Below are 26,675 nucleotides of genomic sequence, written 5' to 3'. Positions count from 1 at the left end.
ACAGGTGGATCGCCTACACTTGGCCTTCCGCTATCGCTTTTGGGTGCAAGGCTGATGGAGTGACGAACCTGGCGCCTATCGGCCGCGATAGGCGCCGTGGGCGTTGTGGATGGGCTCTTGCACTGCCTTCATGATCATCCAAAGCCTGCTCGACACCGATCTGTACAAATTCACGATGATGCAGGTGGTGTTGCATCAGTTTCCGTGGGCTTCGGTGGAGTACAAGTTCCGCTGCCGCAATCCGGGCGTGCAGCTGGCGCCGCTGGTGGGCGAGATCCGCGAGGAGATCCGCCACCTCTGCAGCCTGCAGTTCCAGGACGCGGAGCTGGCCTACCTGCGTTCGCTGCGCTTCATCAAGAGCGACTTCGTCGATTTCCTGGGCGTCTTCAAGCTCTCCGAGAAATACATCACCGTTTCGCCACTGCCCTCGGGCGAGATCGACATCACGATCCGCGGTCCGTGGCTGCACACCATCTTGTTCGAGATACCGGTGCTGGCCATCGTCAACGAGGTGTACTTCCGCCGCACGCAGCCACAGCCGGACTGGGCCGAGGGCCGCCGGCGCCTCGAAGGCAAGGTGGCTGCCATGCGTGCTGCCGGGCTGGAGGACCTGAAGATCGCCGACTACGGCACGCGCCGGCGCTTCAGCCGCGTCTGGCAGGAGGAGGTGCTGCGCACCCTGTGCCGCGAACTGGGCGTGAGCACGGTGCGCCCGGTGCCAGGCGCGCGGATCGGGCAGCTGGCGGGCACCAGCAACCTGCTGCTGGCGATGAAGCTGGGCCTGACGCCGCTGGGCACCATGGCGCACGAGTACCTGCAGGCCTGCCAGGCGCTGGGGCCGCGGCTGCGCGAGAGCCAGATCTATGGCTTCGAGATGTGGGCCAAGGAGTACCGCGGCGACCTGGGCATTGCGCTGTCCGACGTGTACGGCATGGATGCCTTCCTGCGCGACTTCGACCTGTATTTCTGCAAGCTCTTCGACGGCGCCCGGCACGACAGCGGCGACCCGTTCGCCTGGGGCGAGCGCCTGCTCGCGCACTACCAGCACCACAAGGTCGATCCGCTGACCAAGGTGCTGATCTTCAGCGACGCGCTGACCATCCCGCGCACCATCGCGCTGTACCAGCGCTTCCACGGCCGCTGCCAGCTGGCCTTCGGCGTGGGCACGAACCTGACCAACGACCTGGGCTATGAGCCGTTGCAGATCGTGATCAAGATGACGCGCTGCAACGGCCAGTCGGTGGCCAAGATCTCGGACACGCCGGGCAAGGGCATGTGCGACGACCAGAAATACCTGGCCTACCTGCGCCAGGTGTTCGGCCTGCCGCCGGCCGACAGCGCTTCGGCGGCCAGTGTCGCGCCGGCAGCCGCCAAGGCCGGATAGCCGTAGGTCTGATTTGGTGGTGTAGCTATATAATATGTAGCATTTTTGAACCAGCAAGGAGTCCAGGCATGGCGCAACGCCCAGGGGTAGGCCGCAGGTACGGGTGGGGAGCGGGGGCTGTGGCCGCCATGGCGTTGCTGACACCGGGCTGGTGCGCGGCGGCGGAGCTGGACGGCGCCAGCCTGTCGGTGGCCTGGGGCGTGCCGTTCGCCGGCATCCTGCTGTCGATCGCGCTGCTGCCGCTGCTCGCGCCACATTTTTGGCACCACCACTTCGGCAAGGTGGCCGCAGGCTGGGCGCTGGCATTCCTGGTGCCGTTCGCCGTCGTCTTCGGGCTGCCGTTGGCGGGCGCCAACTTCGTCCACGCGCTGGTGGCCGAGTACATTCCGTTCGTGGTCCTGCTCACGGCGCTGTTCACCGTGTCGGGCGGCATCTATGTCCGGGGCAACCTGCATGGCAGTCCCGGCCTGAACACCGCCATCCTGGCCATAGGCACGGTGCTGGCCAGCTTCATGGGCACGACCGGCGCGTCGATGCTGCTGATCCGCCCGCTGATCCGCGCCAACGACGGCCGCAAGAGCTGCGTGCACGTGGTGGTGTTCTTCATCTTCCTGGTCTCCAACGTGGGCGGCTCGCTGACGCCGCTGGGCGATCCGCCTCTGTTCCTGGGCTTCCTGAAGGGCGTGAGCTTCTTCTGGACCATGGAGCACATCTGGGGCGAAACGCTGCTGCTGTCCATCGCGCTGCTGGTGGTCTTCTACCTGCTGGACAGCTACCTCTTCCGCCGCGATGGCAAGCATCCCCGGCCCGATCCCACGCCAGACACCCACAGCCTGGGCTTCGACGGCAAGCTGAACTTCGTGCTGCTGCTGGGGGTGATCGCGCTGGTGCTGATGAGCGGGCTGTGGAAGTCCGAGGTGGTCTTCGACGTGGTGGGTACACCGGTCGGCCTGCCCGGGCTGGTGCGCGACGTGGGCCTGATCGTGCTCACATTGGCTTCGCTCAAGCTCACGCCCGCCATCGTGCACCAGGCCAACCAGTTCGACTGGGCGCCGATGCAGGAGGTGGCCAAGCTGTTCGCCGGCATCTTCCTGACCATCATCCCCGTCATCGCCATGCTCAAGGCCGGCACGGACGGCCCGTTCGGCGCCATCGTGCGCGCGGTTACGCGCGCCGACGGCAGCCCCGATCCGGCCATGTACTTCTGGGCCACGGGCGTGCTGAGTTCCTTCCTCGACAACGCGCCCACCTACCTGGTGTTCTTCAACACGGCGGGCGGCGACCCTGCCGTGCTGATGACCGCGCTGGCGCCCACGCTGGCCGCGATCTCGGCCGGCGCCGTGTTCATGGGCGCCAATACCTACATCGGCAACGCGCCGAACCTGATGGTCAAGGCCATCGCCGAAAGCCGCGGCGTGCCCATGCCCAGCTTCTTCGGCTACATGGCCTGGTCGTGCGGTGTCCTGCTGCCGCTGCTTGCCATCATCACCTGGATCTTCTTCCGCTAACGAAAGGATGGAGCGCATGCCCCGTGCCAAGATTCTGATTGCCCGAGCCATCTCCCCCGAGGTGGTCGAACGCCTGTCCCAACACTTCGATGTGACCGCCAACCCCGAGGACGCGGCCTGGTCGCCGCAGGAGCTGGCCGCCCGCCTGCAGGGCATGGACGGCGTGCTCACCACCGGCTCGCAGCGCATAGACGCCGAGCTGCTGGCTGCCTGCCCGCAGCTCAAGATCGTGGCCAACATGGCCGTGGGCTACAACAATTTCGACGTGCCGGCGATGACCGCCGCGGGCGTGCAGGGCACGAACGCGCCCGACGTGCTGACCGAGACCACGGCCGACTTCGGTTTCGCGCTGCTGATGGCCACGGCGCGCCGCATCGCCGAGAGCGAGCACTACCTGCGCGCCGGCCTGTGGAAGGACTGGCGCTACGACCTGTTCGCCGGCGCTGAGGTGCACGGCAGCACGCTGGGCATTGTCGGCATGGGCCGCATCGGCCAGGGCATTGCCAAGCGCGGCGCGCACGGCTTCGGCATGAACGTGATCTACCACAACCGCTCGCGCCTGGCGCCCGAGCTGGAAGCCGAGTGCAAGGCCCGCTATGTGGGCAAGGAAGAGCTGCTGAAGACCGCCGACCACGTGGTGCTGGTGCTGCCCTACACGCCGGCCGCGCACCATGCCATCGGCGCGGCCGAGATCGCGCTGATGAAGCCCACGGCCACGCTCATCAACATCGCGCGCGGCGGCATCGTCGACGACGCGGCGCTGGCCCAGGCGCTCAAGAACAAGCGCATCGCCGCCGCGGGGCTGGATGTGTTCGAGGGCGAACCCGCCATCCATCCCGAGCTGCTGACCGTGCCCAACGTGGTGCTTACGCCGCACATCGCCAGCGCCACCATGGCCACGCGCCGCGCCATGGCCGACCTGGCGGCGGACAACCTTGTCGCCTACCTGGCGGGCCAGCCGCCGGTCACGCCGGTGAACCAGCCCGAGCCTGTCGCCCGCGCGAAGCGCGGCGCCTGAGTTTCAGGTCAGAATGGCTGCTTGCGCTGATACCATCGGCGCAAGCAGCTATATTTTTTGTAGTCAGACGGTTCGCCTATCGTGCCTTTGGAAACCATTTTGCTCATTGCCGTCTTGGTGGCAGTGCTCGCGGTATTGCTGGTGCTGCTGCTGCGCCGCCCGGTGGCCACGCTGCCGCCGGAATGGGTGGAGCGCATGCTCCAGCAAGAGCGCCAGCAGCTCGCGGCGCAGCAGCACACGCAGCAGGCGCTGGCGCGCAGCGACGGGGCGCTGGCCCATCTGTCGCACAACCTGCTGCAGCAGATGCGCGACCTGAACCAGACCAGCCAGGGCAGCATGGACGGCTTTCGCCAGGCGCTGGACGGGCGGCTGGTGCATATCGAGGCCTCGCTGGCGCAGCGCTTCGGGGCGCTGGCCGCCACGCACCAGCAGCAGGCCGAGCAACTGCGTGCCACGATGAACGAGCGCCTGGCGCGCATCCAGCAGGACAACCAGGCCCAGCTCGAGGCCATGCGCCGCACGGTGGATGAGAAGCTGCATGCCACGCTGGAACAGCGCCTGGGCGAGTCCTTCAAGCTGGTGAGCGACCGGCTCGAACAGGTGCACCAGGGCCTGGGCGAGATGCAGACGCTGGCCGGCAGCGTGGGCGACCTCAAGCGCGTGATGACCAACGTGAAGACGCGCGGCACCTGGGGCGAGCTGCAGCTGGGCGCGATCATCGACAACGTGCTCACGCCCGACCAGTACGCGAAGAACGTCAAGACCGTGCCGGGCAGCGACGACCTGGTGGAGTTCGCCGTGCGCCTGCCGGGCCGCTCGGGCGATGCGCCGGTGTGGCTGCCCATCGACTCCAAGTACCCGGTGGAGCACTACCAGCGCCTGCTCGACGCGCACGAGGCGGCCGACAAGGCGGCCATTGCGTCGGCCGGCAATGCCTTCGAATCGTCGATCCGGCTGGAGGCGCGCAAGATCCGCAACAAGTACGTCGCGCCGCCGCACACCACCGATTTCGCGCTGCTGTACCTGCCCAGCGAGGGCCTGTTCGCCGAGGCCCTGCGCCGGCCTGGCCTGGCCGAGGCGCTGCAGAACGACTGCCGCGTGATGCTCGCCGGCCCGGCCAACCTGGCGGCCCTGCTCAACAGCCTGCAGATGGGTTTCAAGACGCTGGCCATCGAGAAGCGCTCGTCCGAGGTCTGGGCCGTGCTGGGCCAGGTGAAGACCGAGTTCCACAAGTTCGGCGAGGTGGTGGAGGCCACGCGCAAGTCCATCGATGCGGCAGCCAAGCGCTTCGAGCAGGTGGATGTGCGCACGCGGGCCATCCAGCGCAGGCTCTCGGGCGTGCATGAGTTGCCGGCGCCCGACCAGGCGGAAGACGGCCCCGAAGCCGCTGAAACCCCGAAGGACGGGCCGCAATGACGCGCGAGCTGATACGCCTCATCATCGGCCAGGTGTTCGTGCACGCCACGATGACGGGCATGCGGCTGGCTGCGCCGCTGCTGGCGCTGCGCGAGGGCTACAGCCCCGGCGCGGTGGGCTTTCTGCTCAGCCTGTTCGCGTTGACGCAGGTGTTCCTGTCGCTGCCCGCGGGGCGCTACACCGACCGCCACGGCTTCAAGCGGCCCACGCTGATGGCGATCGCGGCGGCGGGCGTGGGCGCGCTGGTGGCGGTGGCCGTGCCGGCGTTCTGGGGCCTGTGCGTGGCCGCGCTGCTGACCGGCGGCGCCACGGGCGTGTCCATCGTCGCGCTGCAGCGCTATGCGGGCCGGCAGGCGCACGAGGCGAGCGAGCTGCGCGTGATCTTCAGCTGGCTGTCGCTGGGACCGGCGGTGGCCAACTTCATGGGGCCCTTCGTGGCCGGCATGGTGATCGACCACGCGACCAGCGAGGCGGGCAGCACGCTGGCCTACCGCATCGCGTTCGGCGCGCTGGCGGCGATGCCGCTGCTGTCGTGGCTGTGCGTGCGCGGCGCGAAGACCGAGGCGCCGTCGCCGCCGCAGGACGATGGCCAGCCGCACCACGCCTGGGACCTGCTGCAGCAGAAGAACTTCCGCTGGTTGCTGATCGTGAACTGGATGGTCTCGTCGTGCTGGGACGCGCACACTTTCGTCGTGCCGCTGCTGGGCCACGAGAAGGGGCTGTCGGCGTCGCAGATCGGCATGGTGCTGGGCATGTTCGCCATCGCGGCCGCGCTGATCCGGCTGCTGCTGCCGGTGCTGTCGCGCCACTGCAAGGAGATGACGGTGGTGGCCACGGCGATGATGGTCACCTCGTTGGGCTTTGCGCTGTACCCGTTCATGGGCTCGGTGTGGACCATGGTGCTGTGCTCGGTGGTGCTGGGCGCGGCGCTGGGCTCGGTGCAGCCCATGGCGATGAGCATGCTGCACCAGCTCACGCCCGAGGACCGGCACGGCGAGGCCGTGGGCCTGCGCCTGATGCTGATCAACGGATCGAGCGTGGTGATGCCGCTCTTGTTCGGCTCGGCGGGCGCGGCCATCGGCGTGGGCGGCGTGTTCTGGGTGATGGGCGCGCTGGTCGGCTCGGGCTCACGCCTGGCCTGGATGCTGGGCCAGATGCCCATGCCAGACCTGCACCCGCCCCACGAGCCGGCCCGGCTGCCGGCGCCGCGGCAGGACGGCGACGGATCGCGGTAGTTCTAAAAAAGATAGCTGCTGGCGCTTGCTGTGCAATGGTTTTGATGTGAAATCACATCGAAAACCAGTTATGGCAAGCGCTAGCAGCTATTGTTTTATATGCCCGGCGCTCAGCGCTCGTAGAACGACTGGATGATGCGGCAGGCCTCGTGCACGTCGTCGGTGATGTGGAACAGGCCCACGTCGCGCTCCGAGATCGTGCCCATCTCGATCAGCACCTCGAAGTTGATCGCGCGCTTCCAGAAGTCCGCGCCAAACAGCACGATGGGCACGGCCTTGGCCTTGGTGGTCTGCACCAGGGTCAGCACCTCGAACAGCTCGTCCATGGTGCCGAAGCCGCCCGGAAACACCACCAGCGCCTTGGCACGCATCATCAGGTGCATCTTGCGCAGCGCGAAGTAGTGGAACTTGAAGCACAGCTCGGGCGTGATGAAGCGGTTGCCCGACTGCTCGTGCGGCAGCGTGATGTTCAGGCCCACGTTGGGGGCGTGCTCCTCGGATGCGCCGCGGTTCGCTGCCTCCATGATGCCGGGGCCGCCGCCGGTGCAGATATACAGGCGGTCGGCCAGCGGCTGGGTCTCGCTGTACTTGGCGACCAGGCGTGCGAAGCGGCGCGCCGCATCGTAGTAACGGCTGTTGGCCACGCCGCGCTCGGCCAGCGCGATGGCGCGCGCATCGCCGCCGGCCTGGGCGGCCTCGAGCTTGAGCTGGGCGTCCTCGGGCGGCAGGAAGCGCGCGCTGCCGAACACCACCACGGTGTGGTTGATGCCCTGGGCGCGCAGCTCCAGGTCGGGCTTGAGCATCTCGAGCTGGAAGCGGATGCCCCGCGTTTCACGCCGGGTCAGGAATTCGGGATCGGCGAAGGCGAGCCGGTACGAGTCGCGCTCGACAGTGCTGTCCGCGGCTGCTTTCTTGCTGGCAAACAGTTCCCAGTCCTGGGTATCGTTGACTTGGGTGGTGGCGTCCATGGTGTCGCTTTCGGAAGGCTTGAGAGAAAAATACCGTCTGGATCAGTATGCATCAGCGCTGCCAGCTATGAAAGGAATAGCTCTATTTACTCCACAGCAAGGCGCCGGTGGCCAGGCCCGCCGCGGTGAATAGCAGCGATCCGCCCAGGTGCAGCAGGCACTGCAGAACGGCCAGGCCGTAGCGCTGGGCCTGCAGCATCGAGACCGTCTCGGCCGAGAAGGTGGAGAAGGTGGTCAGCGCGCCGAGAAAGCCGGTGATCAGCGTCAGCCGCCAGATCGGATCGAGCTGCGGCATCGCCTGGAACAACGACACCAGCAGGCCGATCACATAGCCGCCCACGAGGTTGGCCGCCAGCGTGCCCCAGGGCAGCAGCGCCGAAGGCTGGTTGAGCCACAGCGCCAGCCGCCAGCGGGCCAGCGCGCCCAGGCAGGAGCCGATGCAGATGCCGAGGATTTGCGCGAGGGTCGAGGGGATGGGCATGGGGTCGCCTCAGGGCAGCGCGATGTGCTGCCAGGCCCGGTAGGCCACCAGCGTGGCGGCCAGCTGTGCCTGGTGCGCGAAGACGAAGGCGTCGCCGGTCACGGTCTCGTCGGGGAACTCGGTGATCAGCGTCATCGCCGCTGGCGAGGCGTGATTCTCCGCCATGGTGTAGGGCGTGCCGTGCAGCAGCGAGAACGGCTGCAGGCCCGAGTGCTGCTGGTACAGCGCGAGCTGGCGCGCGTTGTATTCGGCCAGGCCCGGCACCTGCAGCAGCGCCTGCGTCACGGCTTCGGCCAGCTGCTCGGCCTGGGCCTGCCAGCCGGCGTGGTAGCGCAGGATCAGGAAGAAGCCCTTGGGCAGGGTCCACAGGTCGAAGCCGCGCGGGATGTAGCCGGTGAGCGGGTGCACCCATTCATGCGCCGGGTAGCCATGCAGGTTGATGTGCAGCTGCGCGCCGCTGCCGGCCAGCGCATCCTGGCGCACCACGCGCTCGTACAGCGGCTCGGTCTCGCGGTACTCGATGTCGTCGCCCAGCGCGCTGTAGCGCGCCGCATGGTGCATGTGCTGCGGCGCCTGGCGGCAGTACCACTGGTGCAGCGCATAGCCATCGGGGTTCTCCAGCGGCAGCAGCGCGAAATGGCTGGCGGGCTCTTCGGCCAGCGCCAGGCCGGCGCGCAGCGCGCCGACCACGCCCGAGGTTTCATTGGCATGCTGGCCGCCGCTGATCAGCACCGGCCGGTCGCTGCCCACCTGGTAGGTGGCGCCCACGGCGCGGCCCTGGCGGCTACGGCCCTGCCACAGCAGGCCGTGCTGCTGCACCAGCGGGCTGAAGAAGCCCTGCACCTCGGCGATCGACGGCGCCTGCGCGACATGGGCCAGCGCGCGGGCGGCGTGGTCGGCCGTCAGCGTGTCGTGCGGCTCGTCGCCAGCCGTCTGCAGCGCCTGGGTCTCGACCAGCACCTGGATGTGCTGCAGGGCCAGCGGGTCGGCATCGTCGGCGCAGCGGATGTCCGGCACCATCTGGCCGGGCTGCAGCCGCCGGTCGCCGGCTGGGCGGCCCGAGTGGTGCTGGAAGTGCGCGAGCAGGCCGAAGTACAGCTCCTCGTGCAGCGCCTCGGCGGTGCTCATGGTCTCGCCGGTGCCGGCGATGGCTTGCTCGAAACCGGGCAGGTCGATGCGCAGCAGCAGCCGGCCGAAGTAGGGCTCGGCCTGCGGCCAGGGGTGCTGCTGCACGGCCTGCATCGCGGTCTCGAAGGCCTGGGCGTAGTCGGTGTCCAGCGCTTCGCTGCGAACCTCGTTGCCATCGGCCTGCAGCTGCCGCACCCAGCCGCAGCTGGCCACGGCCTTGCCGCCCCAGGCATCGCTCACCGGGCGGCAGGGCACGGGCACGCTGGCGCTGCGCTGGCGGCCGTCGCGCCACTGCAATTGCACCTGGTAGCGGGGCGCTGTGTCGCCCGGCATGAGATGAAGCTCGGCCTGCGGCAGCATGGCGGCGAGCGGGTAGGTTTCGAGCCGGAAGCGGTTGGCCGGCGCCTCGGGCTGCACCGGGTAGCGCACCTGCACCTGGGCCAGCTGATCCAGGTCTTCCACTTCCTCGAGGAAGAAATGCACCAGCGGCTTGTAGGCGCTGCGGATGCGGGCGGTGACACCCTGCTGGCGCAGCTGCCGCTCGGCCGCCTGGCGCGCCGCCAGGCCCTCGAACAGCCACAGCTCCCACTGCGAGCCGGCGGGTGCCTGCTGCGGCAGCGAATGCAGCCAATGGGTGAGCGTGCGGTCGATCTGGCGGGAGAGCAGGACGGTCATGGGCGGTCAGGCGTCGGGGGTGTCGGTGGTCACGATGCGGCTCAGGCTGGGCGGCACGCTCTTGCCCATGCGCCGGTCGCGGAACAGCGCCGCCCGCATCAGGAAGATGGTGGTGATGGGCGTAGTGACGGCGATGAAGATCGCGATCAGCAGCGCATGCCCGGCGATGGCGCCGGTCTGCAGCGAGAAATACAGCACCGAGCCCCAGACCACGCACCAGCAGCCCAGCGTGGCGATGACGGCCGGCGCATGCACGCGCTGGTAGTAGGTGGGCAGGCGGAACAGGCCGAGCGCGCCCAGCAGCGCGATCACCGCGCCGCACAGCACCAGCGCCGACACGGCGACCTGGGCCCAGACGGGGAGGGCGACCTCGATCATTCGATCACCTCGCCGCGCAGCAGGAACTTGGCCATGGCGGTGGAGCTGACGAAGCCGAACAGCGAGATCAGCAGCGCCGCCTCGAAATAGTTGGCACTGGCGTAGTGGATGCCCAGCACCAGCAGGCCGAGCATGGCCACGAGGTACATGCAGTCCAGCGCCAGCACGCGGTCCTGCGCCTGCGGGCCGCGCAGCAGGCGCACCATGGCGATGCCCATGGCCAGGAACAGGATGAACAGCGCGATCGGGGTGCAGAAGTTCAGGATGGGGTTCATTCGAATATCTCCATCAGCGGGCGTTCGTAGTGGGCCTTGATGTGGTCGATCACCGACTGGGGATCGTCGTCCTGCAGCACATGCAGCAGCAGCATCGAGCGGTCGCGCGCGATCTCGGCCCAGGCCGTGCCCGGGGTGATGCACACGATCATGGCCAGCACGGCCAGGCCGTTGGGGTCGCGCAGCTGCAGCGGCACATGCACGAAGCGGCCGGGGTGAAGTCGGGCCGACGGCGACAGCAGCAGGCGCAGCACGGCCAGGTTGGATTCGGTGGTGTCGCGCACGATGCGCGCAGCCAGCCTCGCGATGACCAGCGGGTGCCGGATGCGCACGGGCAGCGGCCTGAGGCCCCGCGTGAGCAGCGGAATGAACAGCGCGAACACGATGGCCAGCGCCACATGGCCGCTGCTGAGCGAGCGGTTCACCAGCAGCCAGAGCGCGCAGATGAAGAGCGACAGCAGCGGCGCGGGGAAAATGCGCTTGATCATGGCTGGCCTCCTTCGGCGCTGCCCTTGACGGCGCTGGCGCCGGGCGCCGGCACCGGGTGCTTCTGCATCACTGCGCGCACATAGGTGCCGGGCGAGTAGAGGGCATGGGCCGCGCGCTGGGTGAAGCGCATCACGCCGCCGGCCTGGAGCACGAGCCCGACGCAGCAGGCCAGCAGCACGGCGATGGGCAGGCCCTCCAGCACGCGCAGCCGCGGCACGCTGCGGCTGACGCTGGACCAGAACTCGCGGATGCCCACGCGCACCAGCGCGATCGACGCCAGCAGGCCGGTGGCGATCATCGCGGCCATGAAGAGCCAGCCCAGCGCGCCGGGCTGGGTGCCCGACGACGCGCCCAGGCCCAGCGGATTGAGCAGCGCGCTGAGCATGCCGAACTTGCCGACAAAGCCCGACAGCGGCGGCAGGCCGCTGATGACCAGGGTGCACGCCAGGTAGCTCAGGCCGAGGAAGGCCATGGCGGCGGGGATGGCGCGGCCGATCAGCACCTCCTCGTCCTCGTCGAGGTTCAGGCCTTCGCGCGGCATCAGCTCGGGGGTGAGGAAGGGGGCTTCCTCGTCGCCGAAGCGCACGACGCTGCTGCCCTCGGTGCGCCAGCGGTCGATCAGGTCGGTCAGCAGGAACAGCGCAGCCACCGCCCAGGTCGAGCTGGGCAGGTAGTACAGCAGGCTGGCGGTGAGCAGGTTCTGCCCGAAGCCCAGCGCCGCCAGCAGCGTGCCCGAGGACAGCAGCGCCGCATAGCCCGCCAGGTAGCCCAGGCGCTGCGAGCCCAGCATGCCGATGGCACCGAAGGTCATGGTGGCCAGGCCCCCCAGCACCAGCCAGGCGCTGCCGAACAGGGCCGAGTCGCCGGCCTCGCTGCTGAACATCAGCGTCCACAGCCGCAGGATCACGTAGAGGCCTACCTTGGTCATCACCGCGAAGATCGCGCCCACCGGCGCGGTGGACGAGCTGTAGGCCGGCACCAGCCAGAAGTTCAGCGGCCAGACCGCGGCCTTGACCAGGAAGGCCGTGGCCATCAGGCCGGCGGCGGTGTGCAGCAGGCCGCGGTCGGCTTGCTGGATGTGGGGCACGATCTGCGCCATGTCGGCCATGTTCAGCGTGCCGGTGATGCCGTACAGCATGGACACGCCGAGCAGGAATAGCGACGAGGCCACCAGGTTGATGGCGATGTAGTGCAGGCCGTTCTGCACCCGCACCTTGCCCGAGCCGTGCAGCACCAGGCCGTACGACGCGGCCAGCATGATCTCGAAGAACACGAACAGGTTGAACAGGTCGCCGGTGAGGAAGGCGCCGGCCAGCCCCATGAGCTGGAACTGGAACAGCACGTGGAAGTGCACGCCGGCGCGGTGCCAGCGCGCGCCCGAATAGATCACCGCGCAGGTGGCCACGACGCTGGTGGTCAGCAGCATCAGCGCGCTGACCCGGTCGAGCACCAGCGTGATGCCGAAGGGCGCGGCCCAGTTGCCGGCCAGGTAGACCTGGGTGGCCGAGGCCTGGCCGTCGGCGTTGCTCCACTGCAGCAGCACCACCGACACCAGCAGGCCGAGCGCGGTCGAGCCCAGGTTCATCAGCAGCTTGGTGCGCTGGCGCTGCTCGCCCATCAGCAGCATGCAGGCCGCGGTGAACATGGGCAGCAGGATGGGCGCCAGCAGCAGGTGCGGCATGAGGGCCTGGCTCCAGTCAAGCAGCATCAAGGCATCTCCTGCACGTCGTTGGAGCGGCTGCCGTCCACGTGGTCGGTGCCGGTCATGCCGCGCGAGGCCAGCAGCACCACCAGGAACAGCGCGGTCATGGCGAAGCCGATGACGATGGCCGTCAGCACCAGCGCCTGGGGCATGGGATCGGCATAGTGCAGCAGGTCGGTGGGCACGCCGGGCTGCAAGATGGGTTCACGGTCGATGGCCAGGCCCACGCGGCCCATGCTGAACATGAAGAGGTTGACCGCATACGACAGCATGGCCAGGCCCATGATGATCTGGAAGGTACGCGGGCGCAGGATCAGCCAGACACCCGAGCCTGTGAGCACGCCGATGGCGATGGCGAGAATGGTCTCCATCATCCAATCCTTTCGTCGGAGGTGGAGAGGCCGGCCGCGCCGGCGTCTCCGTCATGCAGGGAGGCGTGGTGGCGGAAGCCCCGAACCGATTGGTGGGCGATGCCGGTGAGCAGCAGCATCGTGGAGCCCACCACCAGCGCGAACACGCCGATGTCGAAGAACAGCGCGCTGGCGATGTGCACCTCGCCGAACAGCGGCAGGTGGCCATGCCAGCCATGGCTGGTCATGAAGGGATAGCCGAAGTACCACGAGCCCACGCCGGTGCCCAGCGCAAACAGCAGGCCGACGGCGATCCAGCGGCGCGGAAAGATCGGCAGGTGCGACTCCACCCACTGCGTGCCCGAGACGATGTACTGCAGCAGCAGGCCGATGGACAGCACCAGGCCGGCGACGAAGCCGCCGCCCGGCTCGTTGTGGCCGCGCAGGAAGATGTACATCGAGATCACCGCCGCGAACGGCAGCAGCAGGCGCACCAGCACGGCCGGCACCATCAGGTAGCCCACGGCCGTGTCGGTCGCGGTGCGGGGGGCCAGCAGGTCGGTGTGCAGGTCGGCCGGCAGGAAGCGCTGCTGCTCGGGCAGGTCGAGCGCCTCGGGCGCGGGGCGGAAGCGCCGCAGCAGCGCGTAGACGGTGAGTGCCACGATGCCCAGCACCACGATCTCGCCGAAGGTGTCGAAGCCGCGGAAGTCCACCAGCATCACGTTCACCACGTTGGTGCCGCCGCCCTGCGGCAGCGCCTGCTCCAGGAAAAAGGTGGAGGTGCTTTCGGGGAAGGGGCGGCTCATCATCGCGTAGGCCAGCCAGGCGCTGCCGCCGCCGGCCGCCGCAGCGATCAGCAGGTCGCGCCAGCGGCGCAGCGTGACCAGCACGCCCTGCGCCGATGCCGGCGCCAGGCTCTTGTCGCGCTTGGGCAGCCAGCGCAGGCCCAGCAGCAGCAGCACGGTGGTGACGACCTCGACCACGATCTGCGTGAGCGCCAGGTCGGGCGCCGAGAACCACGAGAAGGTGATGCAGCTCGCCAGGCCGGCGGCGCCCAGCGTGACCAGCGCGGCCAGCCGATGGTACTTGGCCAGGTAGGCGGCCGACAGCGCGCTGGCGATGCCCACGGTCCACAGGATGGCGAAGGCGGGCGACACCGGCTGCATCGCGCGGTTGCCCAGCTTGAGGCCGTGGATGAACAGCGGCAGCGCGGCGGTGATGAGCGCCGTCAGCAGCAGCCACAGCACCTGCCATTGCCAGCGCCGAGTGCCCAGCAGGCGGCGCAGGTGGCGCCCGGTATTGGTGCCCAGCGCCAGCACCCATTCATAGGCACGCTGGCCGTTGAAGCGCTGCGCCACCGGCGCATCGTCCACCAGGCCACGGTTGCGCAGGCGGCGCAGGCCGCTGTACAGCGCGATGCCGCCGCCCAGGGCCACCAGGCTCATGATCAGCGGCTCGTTGAAACCGTGCCAGATCGCCAGGCTGAACTCGGGCAGCTGGCCGCCGACGACCGGCATCGCGGCCGCGTTCAGGAAGCGCCCCACCGACCAGGCCGGGAAGATGCCCACCACCAGGCAGGTCAGCACCAGCAGCTCGACCGGCACCCGCATCCAGTGCGGCGGCTCGTGCGGCGTGTGCGGCAGGTCAGTGGCCGGCGGGCCGAAGAACACATCGGCGGTGAAGCGCAGCGAGTACGCCACGCTGAAGATGCCCGCCAGCGTGGCGGCCACGGGCAGCGCGATGGACAGCAGCGGCGTGGTGTTGATGTACACCGTCTCGGCGAAGAACATCTCCTTCGAGAGGAAGCCGTTGAGCAGCGGCACGCCGGCCATCGCGGCACTGGCCACCATGGCCAGCGTGGCGGTGACCGGCATCATGGTCTTGAGGCCCGACAGGCGCCGGATGTCGCGCGTGCCCGATTCGTGATCCACGATGCCGGCGGCCATGAACAGCGAGGCCTTGAAGGTGGCATGGTTCATGATGTGGAACACCGCGGCCACCGCGGCCAGCGGGCTGTTCAGGCCCAGCAGCAGCGTGATCAGGCCCAGGTGCGAGATCGTCGAATAGGCGAGCAGCCCCTTGAGGTCGTGCTGGAACATGGCGATGTAGCCGCCCAGCAGTAGCGTGATGGCGCCGGCGCCGCCGACGATCCAGAACCACTCGGGCGTGCCGCTCAGCACCGGCCACAGCCGGGCCATCAGGAACACGCCGGCCTTGACCATGGTGGCCGAGTGCAGGTAGGCCGACACCGGCGTGGGCGCCGCCATCGCGCGGGGCAGCCAGAAATGGAAGGGAAACTGCGCGCTCTTGGTGAGCGCGCCCAGCAGGATCAGCACCAGCAGCACCGGGTACAGGGTGCTGTCCCGCACCTGCTGCCCGGCGGCCAGCACCTGGTCGAGCTCGTAGCTGCCCGCGACGTGGCCGAGGATCAGCACGCCCGCCAGCATGCACAGGCCGCCGGTGCCGGTCACCGTGAGCGCCATGCGCGCGCCGCGGCGTGCGTCCTTGCGGTGGTGCCAGTAGCCGATCAGCAGGAAGGAAAAGAGGCTGGTCAGCTCCCAGAAGAACACGAGCTGGATCAGGTTGCCCGACAGCACCACGCCCATCATCGAGCCCATGAAGGCCAGGAAGAACGAGAAGAAGCGCGGCACCGGATCGGCCTGCGACATGTAGTAGCGCGCGTACAGCACGACCAGGCTGCCTATGCCCAGCACCAGCATGGAGAACATCCAGGCGAAGCCGTCCATGCGGTAGTGCAGGTTCAGTCCCAGGTCGCCCAGCCAGGGCGTGTACTGCCGCACCACGCCGCCATCCACCACCTCCGGAAACAGCATCGCCACCTGGTAGGCGCAGAACAGGCTGATCAGCCCGGCGAGCGTGGATTCGGCGTTGCGCGCGTTGGCGGGCAGCAGCCCGGCCACGACGCTGCCGATGAAGGGGAGGAGGACGAGGTAGGAAAGGGCCATGCTCCGATGATTTTACAAATGCACCCGGCGCTTGGTGCTATGGAAACCTGAGCAGTTGCAGGATATTTTTGCTGCCTGGAACGCGGCGGGAGGCCAAAAAATAGATAAAAAAAGCTGCCAGCGCTTATCTGGTAAGCGCTGGCAGCTATCGATTTGGAAGCTGTTTGTGGCGGAAACTATTAGCGGGGCTGGTCGGTGATGAAGCCGATCTTGTGCACGCCGGCGCGCTGGGCCGCGGCCATGGCCTGGGCCACCTTCTCGTAGCGCACGCTCTTGTCGCCGCGGATGTGCAGCTCGGGCGGCGGGGTCTTGGCGGCCTCGGCCTGGAGGCGGCTCTCGAGCTCGTCGTCCGAGATCGGGGTGCTGTTCCAGTTGTAGCTGCCGTCGGCCTGCACCGCGAGCTGGATGGTGTCCGGCTTGGGCTCTTCCGGCGTGGCGGCGGCGCGGGGCAGGTCGATGTTGACGGCCTGCTTCATCACCGGCACGGTGATGATGAAGATGATGAGCAGCACCAGCATGACGTCGACCAGCGGCGTCATGTTGATCTCGTTCATCACCTCGTCGGCTTCGTCCTGGGTTCCGAAGGCCATGGTCAGGCGCCTTTCTTCAGCGGGGTGACGTTGGCGTTGCCTGCGCCCACGTTCAGGCGGGCGCCGGTCACGAAGAAGGCATGCAGGTCATGGGCGAAGCTGTTGAGCTGGCCCAGCACCGACTTGTTGCCGCGCACCAGCGCGTTGTAGCCCAGCACGGCGGGAATGGCCACGGCCAGGCCCAGCGCCGTCATGATCAGCGCCTCGCCGATCGGGCCGGCCACCTTGTCGATGGTGGACTGGCCCGATGCGCCGATCGCCACCAGCGCGTGGTAGATGCCCCAGACGGTGCCGAACAGGCCTATGAACGGCGCGGTGGAGCCCACCGACGCCAGCACGGCCAGGCCCGACTGGATGCGCGCGGTGAATTCGTCGATGCTGTTGCGCAGGCAGCGCGTGACCCAGTCGCTCACGTCCAGCGAGTCGTGCAGGTGCTCGGCCGTCTTGCGGTGGTGGGCGGTGGCCTCGCGGCCTTCCAGCGCGATCTGGCGGAACGGGTTGTCGCTCTGCTGGCCCAGCGCATCCAGGCCGGCGGCGAAGTCCGCGCTGTGCCAGAACTGCTGCGCGCCCCGGGCGTATTTCTTGAAGCGCATGACGTCCAGGGCCTTGACCAGGATGACGATCCACGAGGCCAGCGACATGGCGATCAGGATGATGGCGACGGCCCGGGTAACGAAGTCTCCCTGGGTCCAGACGTGGGAGATGCCGAATTGCGATTCCATGAAAACTCCTGCGATTTATTCGAGTACGAAATTGATGGGAACGTTGTTCCACATGGCCTTGGGCTCGCCGTTGACGGTGCCCGGCTTGAAGCGCCAGCGCCGCACGGCGTCCAGCGCTGCGTTGTCCAGCCGGTCGAAGCCGCTGGACTGCTTGAGCTCGACCTGCTTGGGGTCGCCGTGCTCGTCGACGAAGACGCGCACCAGCACCTTGCCCTGCTCGTTCATGCGACGGCTGATCGCAGGATAGACCGGCGCAGGGTTCTTGAGGTAGGCCGCATTGCTCGACGGCAGCTGCACCGCGGGCGGTGCCGGCGGGGCCGGGGGAGCAGGCGGCGGCGCGGGTGGTGCGGGCGGCGCCGGTGGCGGTGCCGGCGGCTCGGCCGCGACCACGGGCGCATTGGGCGCCGGCGGCGCCTTGGCCACGGGCAGCGGCTTGGGCGCCGGTGCGGGCTTGGGCACGGGCTTGGGCGGCGCGGGCTGCGGTTTCGGCGGCTTGGGCGCGGGAGGCGGCGGTGGCGGCTCGAGCTTGGGCGGCTCGGGCGCGATCAGCTCCACCATCACCGGCTTGGGCTGCGGCAGCTCCATGGCGTGGGTCTTGAGCAGGCCCGAGTTCAAGGCCCACAGGCCGGCCACATGCAGCGTCAGCACCGAGGCGGCGACAGCCAGGTTGCGGCCGGCAGTGTCCTGCGGGGCAAAACGTTCAGGTTGGGACATGGGGAGAAGCTGGGGCAAAGGGCCAGGCCTTTGCCCGCGGTCGGGATCCTTGGCTTATTCTTGAAAAATCCACCAGGCGGAAACGGCCACCAGGATCAGGCTGCCAACAAGCGCGACGAAGAGTTCCATGCTTTGCTTTCAGTGATGACTGTGGCAAGCTGGATCGGCTGAGAGGTGGCCTGGGCCTCGTTGTGCAAGGCGGCCACCGGGCGCGATGCGCTGCACTGTTCGACCACATCGCGGGCGCAGCCTTCGCAGCATCCGCATTGCAGACCGACACCCAGCTCGAACTGGATCTCGTCGAACGTCATCCCGGCATGCGCGTGGCGTGCAATTTCGCGGTCAGAGACGCGGCGGCATACACAGACGATCATGGCGGGTCAAGCAGCGTTGGCTGGCTGGTGAATTACGATGGGGTGATTATAAATAAGAATTCTTCGCATTTGCAATAGCTATTTGGCGGTAGGGCCATTGGGGCGGTTGCGCAGCTTCCCCGCCGGGTGGAAAAGCAACGAGGCCCCCGTTGCAGGAACGAGGGCCTCGATGGGCGGGATGGCAGAAGTCGCTCAGGTTCGCTGTTCCCTGCGGCGGCGCTGGGCCCCTACCAGCAGGGCGAGGCCAGCGGTGAGCGCGGCCAGCATCCAGGCCGACAATGCCGGGATCGGTTTGGCCGGACCAGGGTTCTGCGGCCCGGGAGGCTCGCCCGGAGCCCAGGTCACGCTGTTGTCAGTGCTGGTGGAGGCCAGGCTCTGGCCTCCGCCAAGGTCCACGGCGGCTCCGGCCGGGATGGTGGCGATGACGGTGCCGCCGGTCGTCATGCCCGACACGGCCACGTTGAACGTGAGCGGCCCCCCGGTGACGACCGCCGTGGTGGCTCCGGCCGTGCCGGACAGCTGGACGTCGGCGTCCGTGAATCCCGTCACTTCCTCGCTGAAGGTCACCGTGAAGTTGATGGGCGACGTCGCTGCCGAATCCGCCTGCCCGATGGCCTGGTTGATCGTGACCGTAGGCGGCGGATTGTTGAAGTCCACGCTGTTGTCCGTGCTGGTCGAGGCAATGTTCGTGGTGACGCCATCGGTGGCCACACCTGAAGGGATTGTGGCAATCACGGTTCCATTGCCGGTCATGCCCGATACGGCAATGTTGTAGGTGGTCGGCCCGCCGGTGACCACGGCGGTGGTGGCGCCTGCCGTGCCGGACAGCTGGACATCGGCGTTGGTGAAGCCGGTCACGGAGCGGTCAAACACGGCCGTGAAGTTGATGGGGGAGGTGCTGGTCGGGTCGCTCTGGCCCACGGCCTGATTGATGGTGACCGAGGGGTTGTCGGTGGCACCCTCGAAATTGACCACCTGCAAGCCCACATCGCCACCACCGCCCTGGGGCAGAGCTTCCACCAGCACCTTGAACTTGTAGGCACCTGTCTGCTGGATGCCGAGCAGGAAGCGCAGGTCGATGCTGGCGCCATTCGCGATTGGCGTGGCCAGCGTGACCGTGCCGGCGGACAGCGTGGAGTTGAAGCCGCCGCCGTTCGGCTGGCTGGGCGGCTGTTCCAGCGTCGTGCCATTCACGGTGACATTGCTGGTGCCAGAGCCGCAGGGTGGGCGGTCCACGGTGACGACGACGGCCGATGAGGTGCGCGGCCGCAGGTCGGCGATGCCGCTGGGGGCCGGGAAGGTGGTCAGGTCGATGATGCGGAAGCGCAGGCGGGTGATGTTGCCGCCGGAGTTGTTGATGAAGGTGCGGCGGAAGTCCAGGGTGCCGAAGGTCGAGTTGTTGGGCGGGTCGCTGGTGAAGTCGCGCACCAGGTTGGGGGGCGCTGCCGTGGCCGCGCAGGTATCGAGCAGAGCCGTGGCGAAGCCGCCGACCGGCCGCAGGGTCATCGGGCTGGAGAGGTTGTGCGGCGACGGTGCGCCCAGGCGCTGGCCCGCGCCGGCGCTGGTGCCGTTGGTATCCACGAAGATGAAGTCTGCCGCGTTGTTGTTGGTGTCCATCACCGCGCCATCGCTGGGGCATGGCCCCATGGTGGTGATGCTGCCGCCCTTGCCGCAGCGGTCGCGCACGAAGGCATAGTCGATGGAGAAGGGGACGAGCGCCGGATAGCCCGTGCCTTCCTTGTAGAGCGTATTGGCCTCGGAGGTCGAGCCCACGGCATCGAGGCGGTTGGCCAGCACATAGCTGCCCCCGCCGGTGTTGTTGTTGAAGATCGCGATGCCTGCGTTGTCGGGGATGTCGGTGGTCCAGGTGGCATCGCCGGTGGCCGTCGTGCCGTTGCCTGCGGGATAGGACGCCAGCGAATAGCCCACGCTGTTGACGCCCAGGTAGTAGCCCTGGTTGGGAATCACCGTGCCGTTGGGAATGCTGAAGCGGGTGGTGCCATCCGAGGCGGCCACGCCGTAGCCGGTGCCGCTGGCCGAGGTCACCGTATGGTCGGCCCCGCTCAGGTTCTGGATGACGATGTACTCGTCGTTGGCGCCGTTCGGGCCCCGCACCCGGAACTCGCTGATGACCAACTGCCCGGCCGTGGCGGTCTGGGCCTGCGAAGGCAGTGCGGTCCCGAGCAAGGCCAGACCGAGGACTGCCGGCCAGTGGCGAAGCAAGGGCGCGAGCCGCAAGCGATGAAAAATGGCTCTCATGTCTACCTCTCCCTATAGAAGGAATATGTCTCCAAATTCATGATAAGTCACAATTCGTTGACATTTGAGGGCCGGATTTCTCAACGGTGAAGGGTAGATTCAATGGCAGCGATAGGTGCAGAAAATGACATTGCCATATACCATTGTTTATTAATCAAGTCATTGTTTTTGCTTGATTAATTGCGTGCGCATCGAAATGATATGGTTATTGATATATATGGGATTCCACAAAATACCTGGTCGAAGATAAAGCAGCACTCAATGGTTGGAATGGCTTCGATTGCTGTTGTTTTTGATTTGTTATTCTTATTTTAAATAAGGTATTTTGAAATTTAATTTATGGGCCAGCGCTGCGTCCGAGCCACAGAGGAGCGATGGAGTCAGTCGCGCAGCAGCAGGTCGGCCGAGATATCCGCCAGCGTGCGGCAGCCGGTGAGGGCCATGGCGGCTTCCAGTTCGTCGCGCAGCAGGCGCAGCACATGGGCCACGCCGGCGGCGCCGGCCGTGGCCAGTCCCCAGGCCAGCGGGCGCCCGACCAGCACGGCGCTGGCGCCCAGGGCCAGCGCCTTGAGCACGTCGGTGCCGCGGCGGATGCCGCCGTCCACCAGCACCGGCATATCGCCCTGCACGGCCTGCACCACGGCCGGCAGCAGGCGGGCGGTGGCAGGCATGGTGTCCAGCGTGCGGCCGCCGTGGTTGGAGCAGATGAGGCCCGCCACTTGCAGGCGCTGCGCCTCGCGCGCATCCGCCGGGTGGGTGATGCCCTTGAGCAGCACCGGCAGCCGGGTCTGCTCCTGCAGCCAGGCGATGTCTTCCCAGGTGGGCGCATGGCGCAGCAGGCTGTCGAACAGCGGGCTTTGCTGTGGATTGAGCGCCACGGTTGGCAGTGGCGGCAGCCCTTGCAGGTTGACGGCCGCCATGCCGGGCGGGAGCCTGAACTGTGCGCGCCGCTCACGGTCACGCACGCCGCTGGTGGGCGCATCGACGGTGACGACGACGGCCTCGTAGCCGGCGGCTTCCACGCGCTGCAGCAGCTCGCGGTTGAAGCCGCGGTCATGCTGCAGGTACATCTGAAACCACAACGGCCCGCGCGCGGCGTCCTGCAGGCAGGTGGCGGCGATGGCTTCGAGCGGCAGGCTGGCCTGGGTGCTGGCGACGAGGCCCGCGCCCATCGCGGCGCAGGCGTAGGCCAGGCCGATCTCGCCACTGTCTTCGGCGAGGCGCAGAAAGGCCATGGGCGCGGCGAGGATCGGGTGCAGCAGCTCGCGGCCGAGCAGCGTGGTGCGGGTGTGGCCGCCGGCCAGCGGCCGCAGCACGCGCGGCAGCAGCGCCAGTTGCTGCCAGGCCTGCTGGTTGGCGGCCAGGGTCTGCTCATCGCCCGCGCCGCCGGCAAAGTAGGCCCAGGCGTTGGCGTCGAGCCGCTCGCGGGCGTGGCGCTCGTAGTCAGCGAGGTTGACGATGTCCGCCGGGATGGGCTGCAAGGTGGGGCTGGGGAGCTGCATGCGGCTATGGTAGCGGTACTTCAAAAAAAGTAGCTGCCCGCGCTTGGTGCATATCGGATTTCAATGAAATCTATATTAGGTGTGAGGCCGGGCAAGCGGGGGCAGCTATCAAAAATGAAGTGCCTGGGGGAAGGCAGGGGTGCTGGGCGTCAGCAGTCGGCCCACATGCGCAGCAGGTTGTGGTAGGTGCCCACCAGTGCCAGCACGGAAGGGTCGGCCTCGCCCAGGGTCTGGCGCAGTTGCACCAGGTGCTGGTCCATGTCGAAGAGCAGGCGGCGCTGCTCGAGCGAGCGCACCATGCTTTCGACCCAGAAGAAGCTGGCCAGGCGGGTGCCGCGCGTCACCGGGCGCACCTGGTGGACGGTGGTGCCGGGGTACAGCACCAGGTCGCCGGCGGCCAGCTTGACGCGCTGCGGCGCGAGGCCTTCCTGGATCTCGAGCTCGCCGCCGTCGTACTCGTCGGGTTCGCTCAGGAAGAGGGTGCAGGAGATGTCGGTGCGCACCCATTGCTGGGTGGATTGCGAGCGCAGCACGGCGCCGTCGATGTGCGAGCCGTAATGGTTCGACTCGCCGCCGTAGCGGTTGAACAGCGGGTTGTAGATGCGCTTGGGCAGCGCTGCGGCAAAGAAGACGGGATCGCGCTGGACGGCATTGACGACCAGCGCCTGCAGTTGACGGGACAGCGGGGTGTCCTGCGCCAGCTGCTGGTTGTGCTTCTGTGTCTGGGCCTGCTGGCCTGCACTGCGCGCACCGTCGTTCCACACGGCTTGTTCGGCCAGGGCCGTCCGGATGCCGGACAGCTCCTCGGGAGTCAGGATGTTACGCAGGTGCAGGAACATACAGGGGACGATATCAGAAGCGGGTCTTCAGCGTCAGCTGCACGGCGCGGGGAGCGCCCGGCGAGTAGAAGCCGCGGTACAGCGTGTCGGCGTACAGCTTGTTGCTCAGGTTCTTCACGTTCAGCTGCAGCGTCGTCTTCTGGTCGAAGCGGTACTCGGCCATCGCGTCGAAGGTGGTGAAGCCGGCCGCGGTCAGGTGGCGTGCGCCATCGGGGCTTTGCGCGCCACGGTAGTTCAGGCCGCCGCCCACGCGGATCTGGGGCGTGATGGCGTAGGTGGTCCAGAGGCTGCCGCTCTGCTTGGGCGTCAGGCCGGGGCGGTCGCCCTGGACCTGCGCGCCGGTGCCGGCGGCGTTCAGAGCCACGTTGCTCTCGTCGATCTTGGCTTCAGGAATCCAGGTGTGGTTCCAGAACAGTTCCCACTGCGGCGTGATGCGGCCGGCGAAGTTGAACTCCATGCCCGCGGCGTGGCGCTTGCCGGAGAGCAGCTCCTGCGTGGCGGTGGTGTCGGGGTCGGTGTTGCGCTCGTTGTACTTCTCGCTGTAGAAGGCGGCGACGCCGACCAGCGCACGGCCTTCGGCCAGTTCCCACTTGCCGCCGACTTCGATGTTGCGGCTCTTTTCCGGCGCCGTGTTCACTGCGCGGTTGGTGCCGTTGCTGACGCTGACGCCGTACTGGTAGGTGTCGGCCGAGGTGTTGTACGACTGGCCGTACGACACATAGTACGAGCTGGCGCTGTCAGGCTGGAAGATCAGGCCGACGCGCGGGCTCCACAGGCCGTCCGAGCGTTCGTTGCTCAGCGAGCCGTCCGCATTGCGGTACGAGGCCTTGAAGTGGTCGAAGCGCAGGCCGCCCACCAGCTTCAGGGTCTGGGTCAGCGCCATGGTGTCCTGCAGGTACAGGCCCAGGCTGCGCGCCTTGAAGGTGTTGTAGGCGATGTCGCCGCGGCCGTCCGCCACCCAGTCGCCGTTGTTGGGCGTGCCCACGCTGGTGTTGGGGCGGGACGTGGGGTTGGTGACGTTGTTGTTGCGCTCGGCGTCGTCGTGGTAGAAGTCGAAGCCCGCGATGATGTCGTGCTGCATGCCGCCCAGGTTGAAGCGGTTCGTGTAGTCGCTCTGCAGCTGGGTCATCTCGGTGTAGCCGATGCGGCCCTTGGAGCCACGGGTCAGCACCGTGGAGTCGGTGATGTCCGAGATGACGGTGGGGCGCGTCGCCGCGGCGAAGCCGATGGTGCTGGCCAGCAGGTCACGCGAGTACTTGCCGTAGCGCAGGCGGGTCTTCAGCTCGCCGCCGTCGTCGAAGCGGTGCGTGTGGCCCAGCGTCACGTACTTGGCCGAGGTGTCGAGGTGGTCGCTGTTGAGACCGTAGAAGTTCTTGGCCGGCAGCGTCGGGATGATGCGGCCGTTCTGCGTCAGCCACGGGTGGTTGTAGCTCGGGCGGCCGTCGATGTCGAGGTAGTACAGGCCCACCGAGAACTCGTCGCGCGTGCCGATGCCCCAGGCGAACGTGGGCGCGATGCCGCGCTTGCGCTGGAAGGCGCCGTAGTTGTCGTGGTTCTCCGCCATCACGTTCAGGCGCAGCGCGGCGTTCTCGCCGGTGACGAAGTTGAAGTCACCGGTGGCGCGGTGGTCCTTGCCCGTGCCGAACATGTAGGAAGCCTCGTGCTGGTCAATCAGCAGCGGCGACTTGTTCACCTGGTTGACCACACCGCCAGTGGAGCCCTTGCCGAACAGCATCGAGGCCGATCCCTTGAGCACTTCGACGCGGTCGAGGTTGAAGGTGTCGCGCTCGTACAGCGGCGCATCGCGCATGCCGTCCACGTAGATGTCGCCGGCCTGGCCCAGCGAGAAGCCGCGCAGGCGCACGTCCTCTTCGCCGGTTTCGCCGGCCTGGAAGGTCACGCCCGCGGTGCTGCGCAGCACGTCGCGGAAGTCGTCGTGGTTGCGGTCGCTCATCAGCTTCTCGGTGAACACGGTCACCGACTGGGGGATGTCCTTGATGTCCTGCTCGCCCTTGCCCACCGTGGTTTTCTTGCGCAGCAGCGTGTCCTTGCTCTGGACTTCGGCGGCTTCCTTGACGGTCACCGTGCCCAGCGTGGTTTCGGGTGCGGCCGGGGCGGACTGCGCCCAGCTGCCGACCGAGGCGGCGAGCATCAGCGCGCCCAGCGGAAGGACAGCCTTGTCGGCGACGGGGGAGTGGACCACGGCGCTGGGGCGCGTGGCGCGGCCACGGTGGCGGCTACGGTTTGTCAAGGTGATGCTCCAAGAGAGGAAAGAAATTCGGTGCGGACGGAACGTATCCCGTCGTGGGGGTGCACGGACAAGCCGGACCCGGTCCGGCTTGTCTGGTGATGGTCTCTGTGCGGGGAGCAATAATAAGTCAAATGATAACGATTCGTATTCTTTTGACGTGTATTTGCAACATATTGGACACATTCAGCCCGGTTTTTTCACAAGCCAGGCAGGTGGCGGGGGAGGGGGGCGGGGAGGTGTGGCCCGGCCGCAGCGTGCGGCGGGCGAAAAAAAAAGCCGGCAGAGTGCCAGCTTGGGAGGGAGAACCGCGCGCGGTAGTGTGCGCGCCGTTGCTTGCCTGTAGCTTACTTGACGTGCTTGCCGATCAGGCCGGCCATCTCGAACATCGAGACCTGGGGCTTGCCGAAGACTTCCTTCAGCTTGGCGTCGGCATTGATCATGCGCTTGTTGGCGGCGTCCTGCAGGTTGTGGGCCTTGATGTACGTCCACAGCTTGCTGATGATTTCGGTACGGGGCAGCGGCGCAGCGCCGACCACAGCTGCCAGCGCGGGGCTGGGGGTCAGCGGCTTCATGAAGGCGGCGTTCGGGGTGCGCTTTTTTGCAGGAGCAGTGGTCTTGGATGCAGTTGCCATGGTTGGATTCCTTGTGAACAGTTGTCTCGCCAGGTGGAGAGTCCCTCCGCTGGTTGGACGCATGCTAACGGTAAACCCGGGGGTTTCCAAGGCAGGGAGGCGTTTTTTTGCCTCGAAATGTTGCGTTTGCCGGGCGGCTAACCATTGTTGTCGGATGCCGCAAACTCGGTGTTTTCCCGCAAGCTATTGATTTTTATCCATTGTTTGCCACCAGCTATGCAGCGGGCGCCGCTGCGAGGCAGCGTCGGTGTATCCCCAGCACCTGTAGTGCTTTCCTCCTATGATGGGCCCGCATTCCTTTTTGAAAGCGAGCCATGACGACCCCGAACTTCAGTACCTGCGATCTTTGCGATGCCCAGCTGGCCCGGGTGGGCACCGATTTCCAGGTGCTGCCGCCGGTGTTCCTGCACTGGGGGCTGCGCGCCGCCTTCTGCGGGCCGGTGAGCACGGTGCAGTGCCACGAGGACAACTCCCGCGTGCGCGAGGCCCTGGCCACGCCGGGCGAAGGGCGGGTATTGGTGGTGGACGGCGGCGCTTCGCTGCGCCGCGCGCTGGTGGGCGGCAACATCGCGGTGTCGGCGGTGAAGAACGGCTGGAGCGGCATCGTGGTCAACGGCTGCGTGCGCGACGTGGCCGAGCTGCAGGCCTGCGACATCGGCATCCGTGCGCTCGGCCTGGTGCCGCTGCCCACCGAGAAGCGCGGCGCGGGCCTGCGCGATGTGCCGGTGCAGATTCAGGGCCAGTGGGTCCATCCTGGCGACTGGCTGTACGCCGATGCCGACGGCATCGTGGTCAGCCGCCAGCCGCTGCTCTGAGCGG

At 67.4% G+C, this 26,675-nt stretch carries 24 protein-coding genes; 6 read left to right on the top strand and 18 right to left on the bottom strand.

Annotated elements, in window-relative coordinates; all coding sequences use genetic code 11:
* Positions 1-130 precede the first annotated feature (130 nt).
* The 5 genes from pncB to ACYVKR_RS07555 all read left to right on the top strand — a co-directional run bounded on the left by pncB (position 131) and on the right by ACYVKR_RS07555 (position 6,561).
* The gene (gene pncB / locus ACYVKR_RS07575) at positions 131-1,384 is read left to right on the top strand and encodes a nicotinate phosphoribosyltransferase (protein WP_460480204.1); all 1,254 of its coding nucleotides are present in this window, start codon (positions 131-133) and stop codon (positions 1,382-1,384) included.
* A gap of 128 nt (positions 1,385-1,512) precedes the next feature.
* Positions 1,513-2,892, top strand: coding sequence for a sodium:proton antiporter (locus ACYVKR_RS07570; RefSeq protein WP_460480203.1), 1,380 nt, complete (start codon positions 1,513-1,515; stop codon positions 2,890-2,892).
* Between the two features lie 16 nt (positions 2,893-2,908).
* Positions 2,909-3,910, top strand: a complete 1,002-nt coding sequence (locus ACYVKR_RS07565; RefSeq protein WP_460480202.1) for a 2-hydroxyacid dehydrogenase — start codon at positions 2,909-2,911, stop codon at positions 3,908-3,910.
* An 81-nt stretch (positions 3,911-3,991) separates the two neighbouring features.
* Entirely contained in the window at positions 3,992-5,326 is a 1,335-nt protein-coding gene (locus ACYVKR_RS07560; RefSeq protein WP_460480201.1) for a DNA recombination protein RmuC, read from the top strand.
* The gene (locus ACYVKR_RS07555; protein WP_460480200.1) at positions 5,323-6,561 is read left to right on the top strand and encodes an MFS transporter; all 1,239 of its coding nucleotides are present in this window, start codon (positions 5,323-5,325) and stop codon (positions 6,559-6,561) included. Before ACYVKR_RS07560 ends, ACYVKR_RS07555 begins: the two co-directional genes overlap by 4 nt.
* A 110-nt stretch (positions 6,562-6,671) precedes the next feature.
* On the opposite strand, the gene ACYVKR_RS07550 is transcribed toward ACYVKR_RS07555, so the two are convergent.
* From ACYVKR_RS07550 to ACYVKR_RS07465, 18 genes are all read right to left on the bottom strand, one after another.
* Positions 6,672-7,529, bottom strand: a complete 858-nt coding sequence (locus ACYVKR_RS07550) for an LOG family protein (protein WP_460480199.1) — start codon at positions 7,527-7,529, stop codon at positions 6,672-6,674.
* An 82-nt stretch (positions 7,530-7,611) separates the two neighbouring features.
* The gene (crcB, locus tag ACYVKR_RS07545; RefSeq protein WP_460480198.1) at positions 7,612-8,010 is read right to left on the bottom strand and encodes a fluoride efflux transporter CrcB; all 399 of its coding nucleotides are present in this window, start codon (positions 8,008-8,010) and stop codon (positions 7,612-7,614) included.
* Positions 8,011-8,019: 9 nt separating this feature from the next.
* The gene (locus ACYVKR_RS07540) at positions 8,020-9,813 is read right to left on the bottom strand and encodes a M14 family metallopeptidase (protein ID WP_460480197.1); all 1,794 of its coding nucleotides are present in this window, start codon (positions 9,811-9,813) and stop codon (positions 8,020-8,022) included.
* Between the two features lie 6 nt (positions 9,814-9,819).
* Complete coding sequence (gene mnhG, locus ACYVKR_RS07535) at positions 9,820-10,191, bottom strand: monovalent cation/H(+) antiporter subunit G (RefSeq protein WP_460480196.1); 372 nt, start codon at positions 10,189-10,191, stop codon at positions 9,820-9,822.
* Complete coding sequence (locus ACYVKR_RS07530) at positions 10,188-10,466, bottom strand: cation:proton antiporter subunit F (RefSeq protein WP_460480195.1); 279 nt, start codon at positions 10,464-10,466, stop codon at positions 10,188-10,190. The genes mnhG and ACYVKR_RS07530 overlap by 4 nt, the downstream gene beginning before the upstream one ends.
* Positions 10,463-10,954 carry a Na+/H+ antiporter subunit E gene (locus tag ACYVKR_RS07525; RefSeq protein ID WP_460480194.1) on the bottom strand — a complete coding sequence of 164 codons (492 nt, stop codon included), beginning with the start codon at positions 10,952-10,954 and terminating at the stop codon, positions 10,463-10,465. Before ACYVKR_RS07525 ends, ACYVKR_RS07530 begins: the two co-directional genes overlap by 4 nt.
* Positions 10,951-12,663 (bottom strand): monovalent cation/H+ antiporter subunit D, encoded by a 1,713-nt coding sequence (locus tag ACYVKR_RS07520; protein ID WP_460480193.1) that lies wholly within the window; start codon positions 12,661-12,663, stop codon positions 10,951-10,953. The genes ACYVKR_RS07525 and ACYVKR_RS07520 overlap by 4 nt, the downstream gene beginning before the upstream one ends.
* Complete coding sequence (locus tag ACYVKR_RS07515) at positions 12,663-13,028, bottom strand: cation:proton antiporter subunit C (protein ID WP_460480192.1); 366 nt, start codon at positions 13,026-13,028, stop codon at positions 12,663-12,665. Before ACYVKR_RS07515 ends, ACYVKR_RS07520 begins: the two co-directional genes overlap by 1 nt.
* Complete coding sequence (locus ACYVKR_RS07510; RefSeq protein ID WP_460480191.1) at positions 13,028-15,973, bottom strand: monovalent cation/H+ antiporter subunit A; 2,946 nt, start codon at positions 15,971-15,973, stop codon at positions 13,028-13,030. The genes ACYVKR_RS07515 and ACYVKR_RS07510 overlap by 1 nt, the downstream gene beginning before the upstream one ends.
* 179 nt (positions 15,974-16,152) lie before the next feature.
* A complete protein-coding gene (locus ACYVKR_RS07505) occupies positions 16,153-16,563 on the bottom strand; it encodes an ExbD/TolR family protein (RefSeq protein WP_460480190.1) in 411 nt (136 codons plus the stop codon).
* A 2-nt stretch (positions 16,564-16,565) separates the two neighbouring features.
* Positions 16,566-17,285, bottom strand: a complete 720-nt coding sequence (locus ACYVKR_RS07500; protein WP_460480189.1) for a MotA/TolQ/ExbB proton channel family protein — start codon at positions 17,283-17,285, stop codon at positions 16,566-16,568.
* Between the two features lie 15 nt (positions 17,286-17,300).
* Positions 17,301-17,999 (bottom strand): energy transducer TonB, encoded by a 699-nt coding sequence (locus tag ACYVKR_RS07495; protein WP_460480188.1) that lies wholly within the window; start codon positions 17,997-17,999, stop codon positions 17,301-17,303.
* Between the two features lie 95 nt (positions 18,000-18,094).
* Positions 18,095-18,373 carry a (2Fe-2S)-binding protein gene (locus ACYVKR_RS07490; protein ID WP_460480187.1) on the bottom strand — a complete coding sequence of 93 codons (279 nt, stop codon included), beginning with the start codon at positions 18,371-18,373 and terminating at the stop codon, positions 18,095-18,097.
* Positions 18,374-18,565: 192 nt separating this feature from the next.
* Positions 18,566-20,632 (bottom strand): IPTL-CTERM sorting domain-containing protein, encoded by a 2,067-nt coding sequence (locus ACYVKR_RS07485; protein WP_460480186.1) that lies wholly within the window; start codon positions 20,630-20,632, stop codon positions 18,566-18,568.
* A 380-nt stretch (positions 20,633-21,012) separates the two neighbouring features.
* A complete protein-coding gene (locus ACYVKR_RS07480) occupies positions 21,013-22,134 on the bottom strand; it encodes an alpha-hydroxy acid oxidase (protein ID WP_460480185.1) in 1,122 nt (373 codons plus the stop codon).
* 149 nt (positions 22,135-22,283) lie between these two features.
* Positions 22,284-22,973: a PKHD-type hydroxylase gene (locus ACYVKR_RS07475; RefSeq protein ID WP_460480184.1), complete on the bottom strand. Its 690-nt coding sequence runs from the start codon at positions 22,971-22,973 to the stop codon at positions 22,284-22,286.
* Between the two features lie 13 nt (positions 22,974-22,986).
* Entirely contained in the window at positions 22,987-25,125 is a 2,139-nt protein-coding gene (locus tag ACYVKR_RS07470; protein WP_460480671.1) for a TonB-dependent receptor, read from the bottom strand.
* A gap of 443 nt (positions 25,126-25,568) precedes the next feature.
* Positions 25,569-25,856, bottom strand: coding sequence for an SWIB/MDM2 domain-containing protein (locus tag ACYVKR_RS07465; protein WP_460480183.1), 288 nt, complete (start codon positions 25,854-25,856; stop codon positions 25,569-25,571).
* 314 nt (positions 25,857-26,170) lie between these two features.
* Here ACYVKR_RS07465 and rraA point away from each other — a divergent pair, with 314 nt between their 5' ends.
* Positions 26,171-26,671: an RraA family protein gene (gene rraA / locus ACYVKR_RS07460; RefSeq protein ID WP_460480182.1), complete on the top strand. Its 501-nt coding sequence runs from the start codon at positions 26,171-26,173 to the stop codon at positions 26,669-26,671.
* Positions 26,672-26,675 lie beyond the last annotated feature (4 nt).

Source organism: Comamonas humi (genome assembly GCF_054782535.1).
This window is presented reverse-complemented; position numbering and strand designations above follow the sequence as displayed.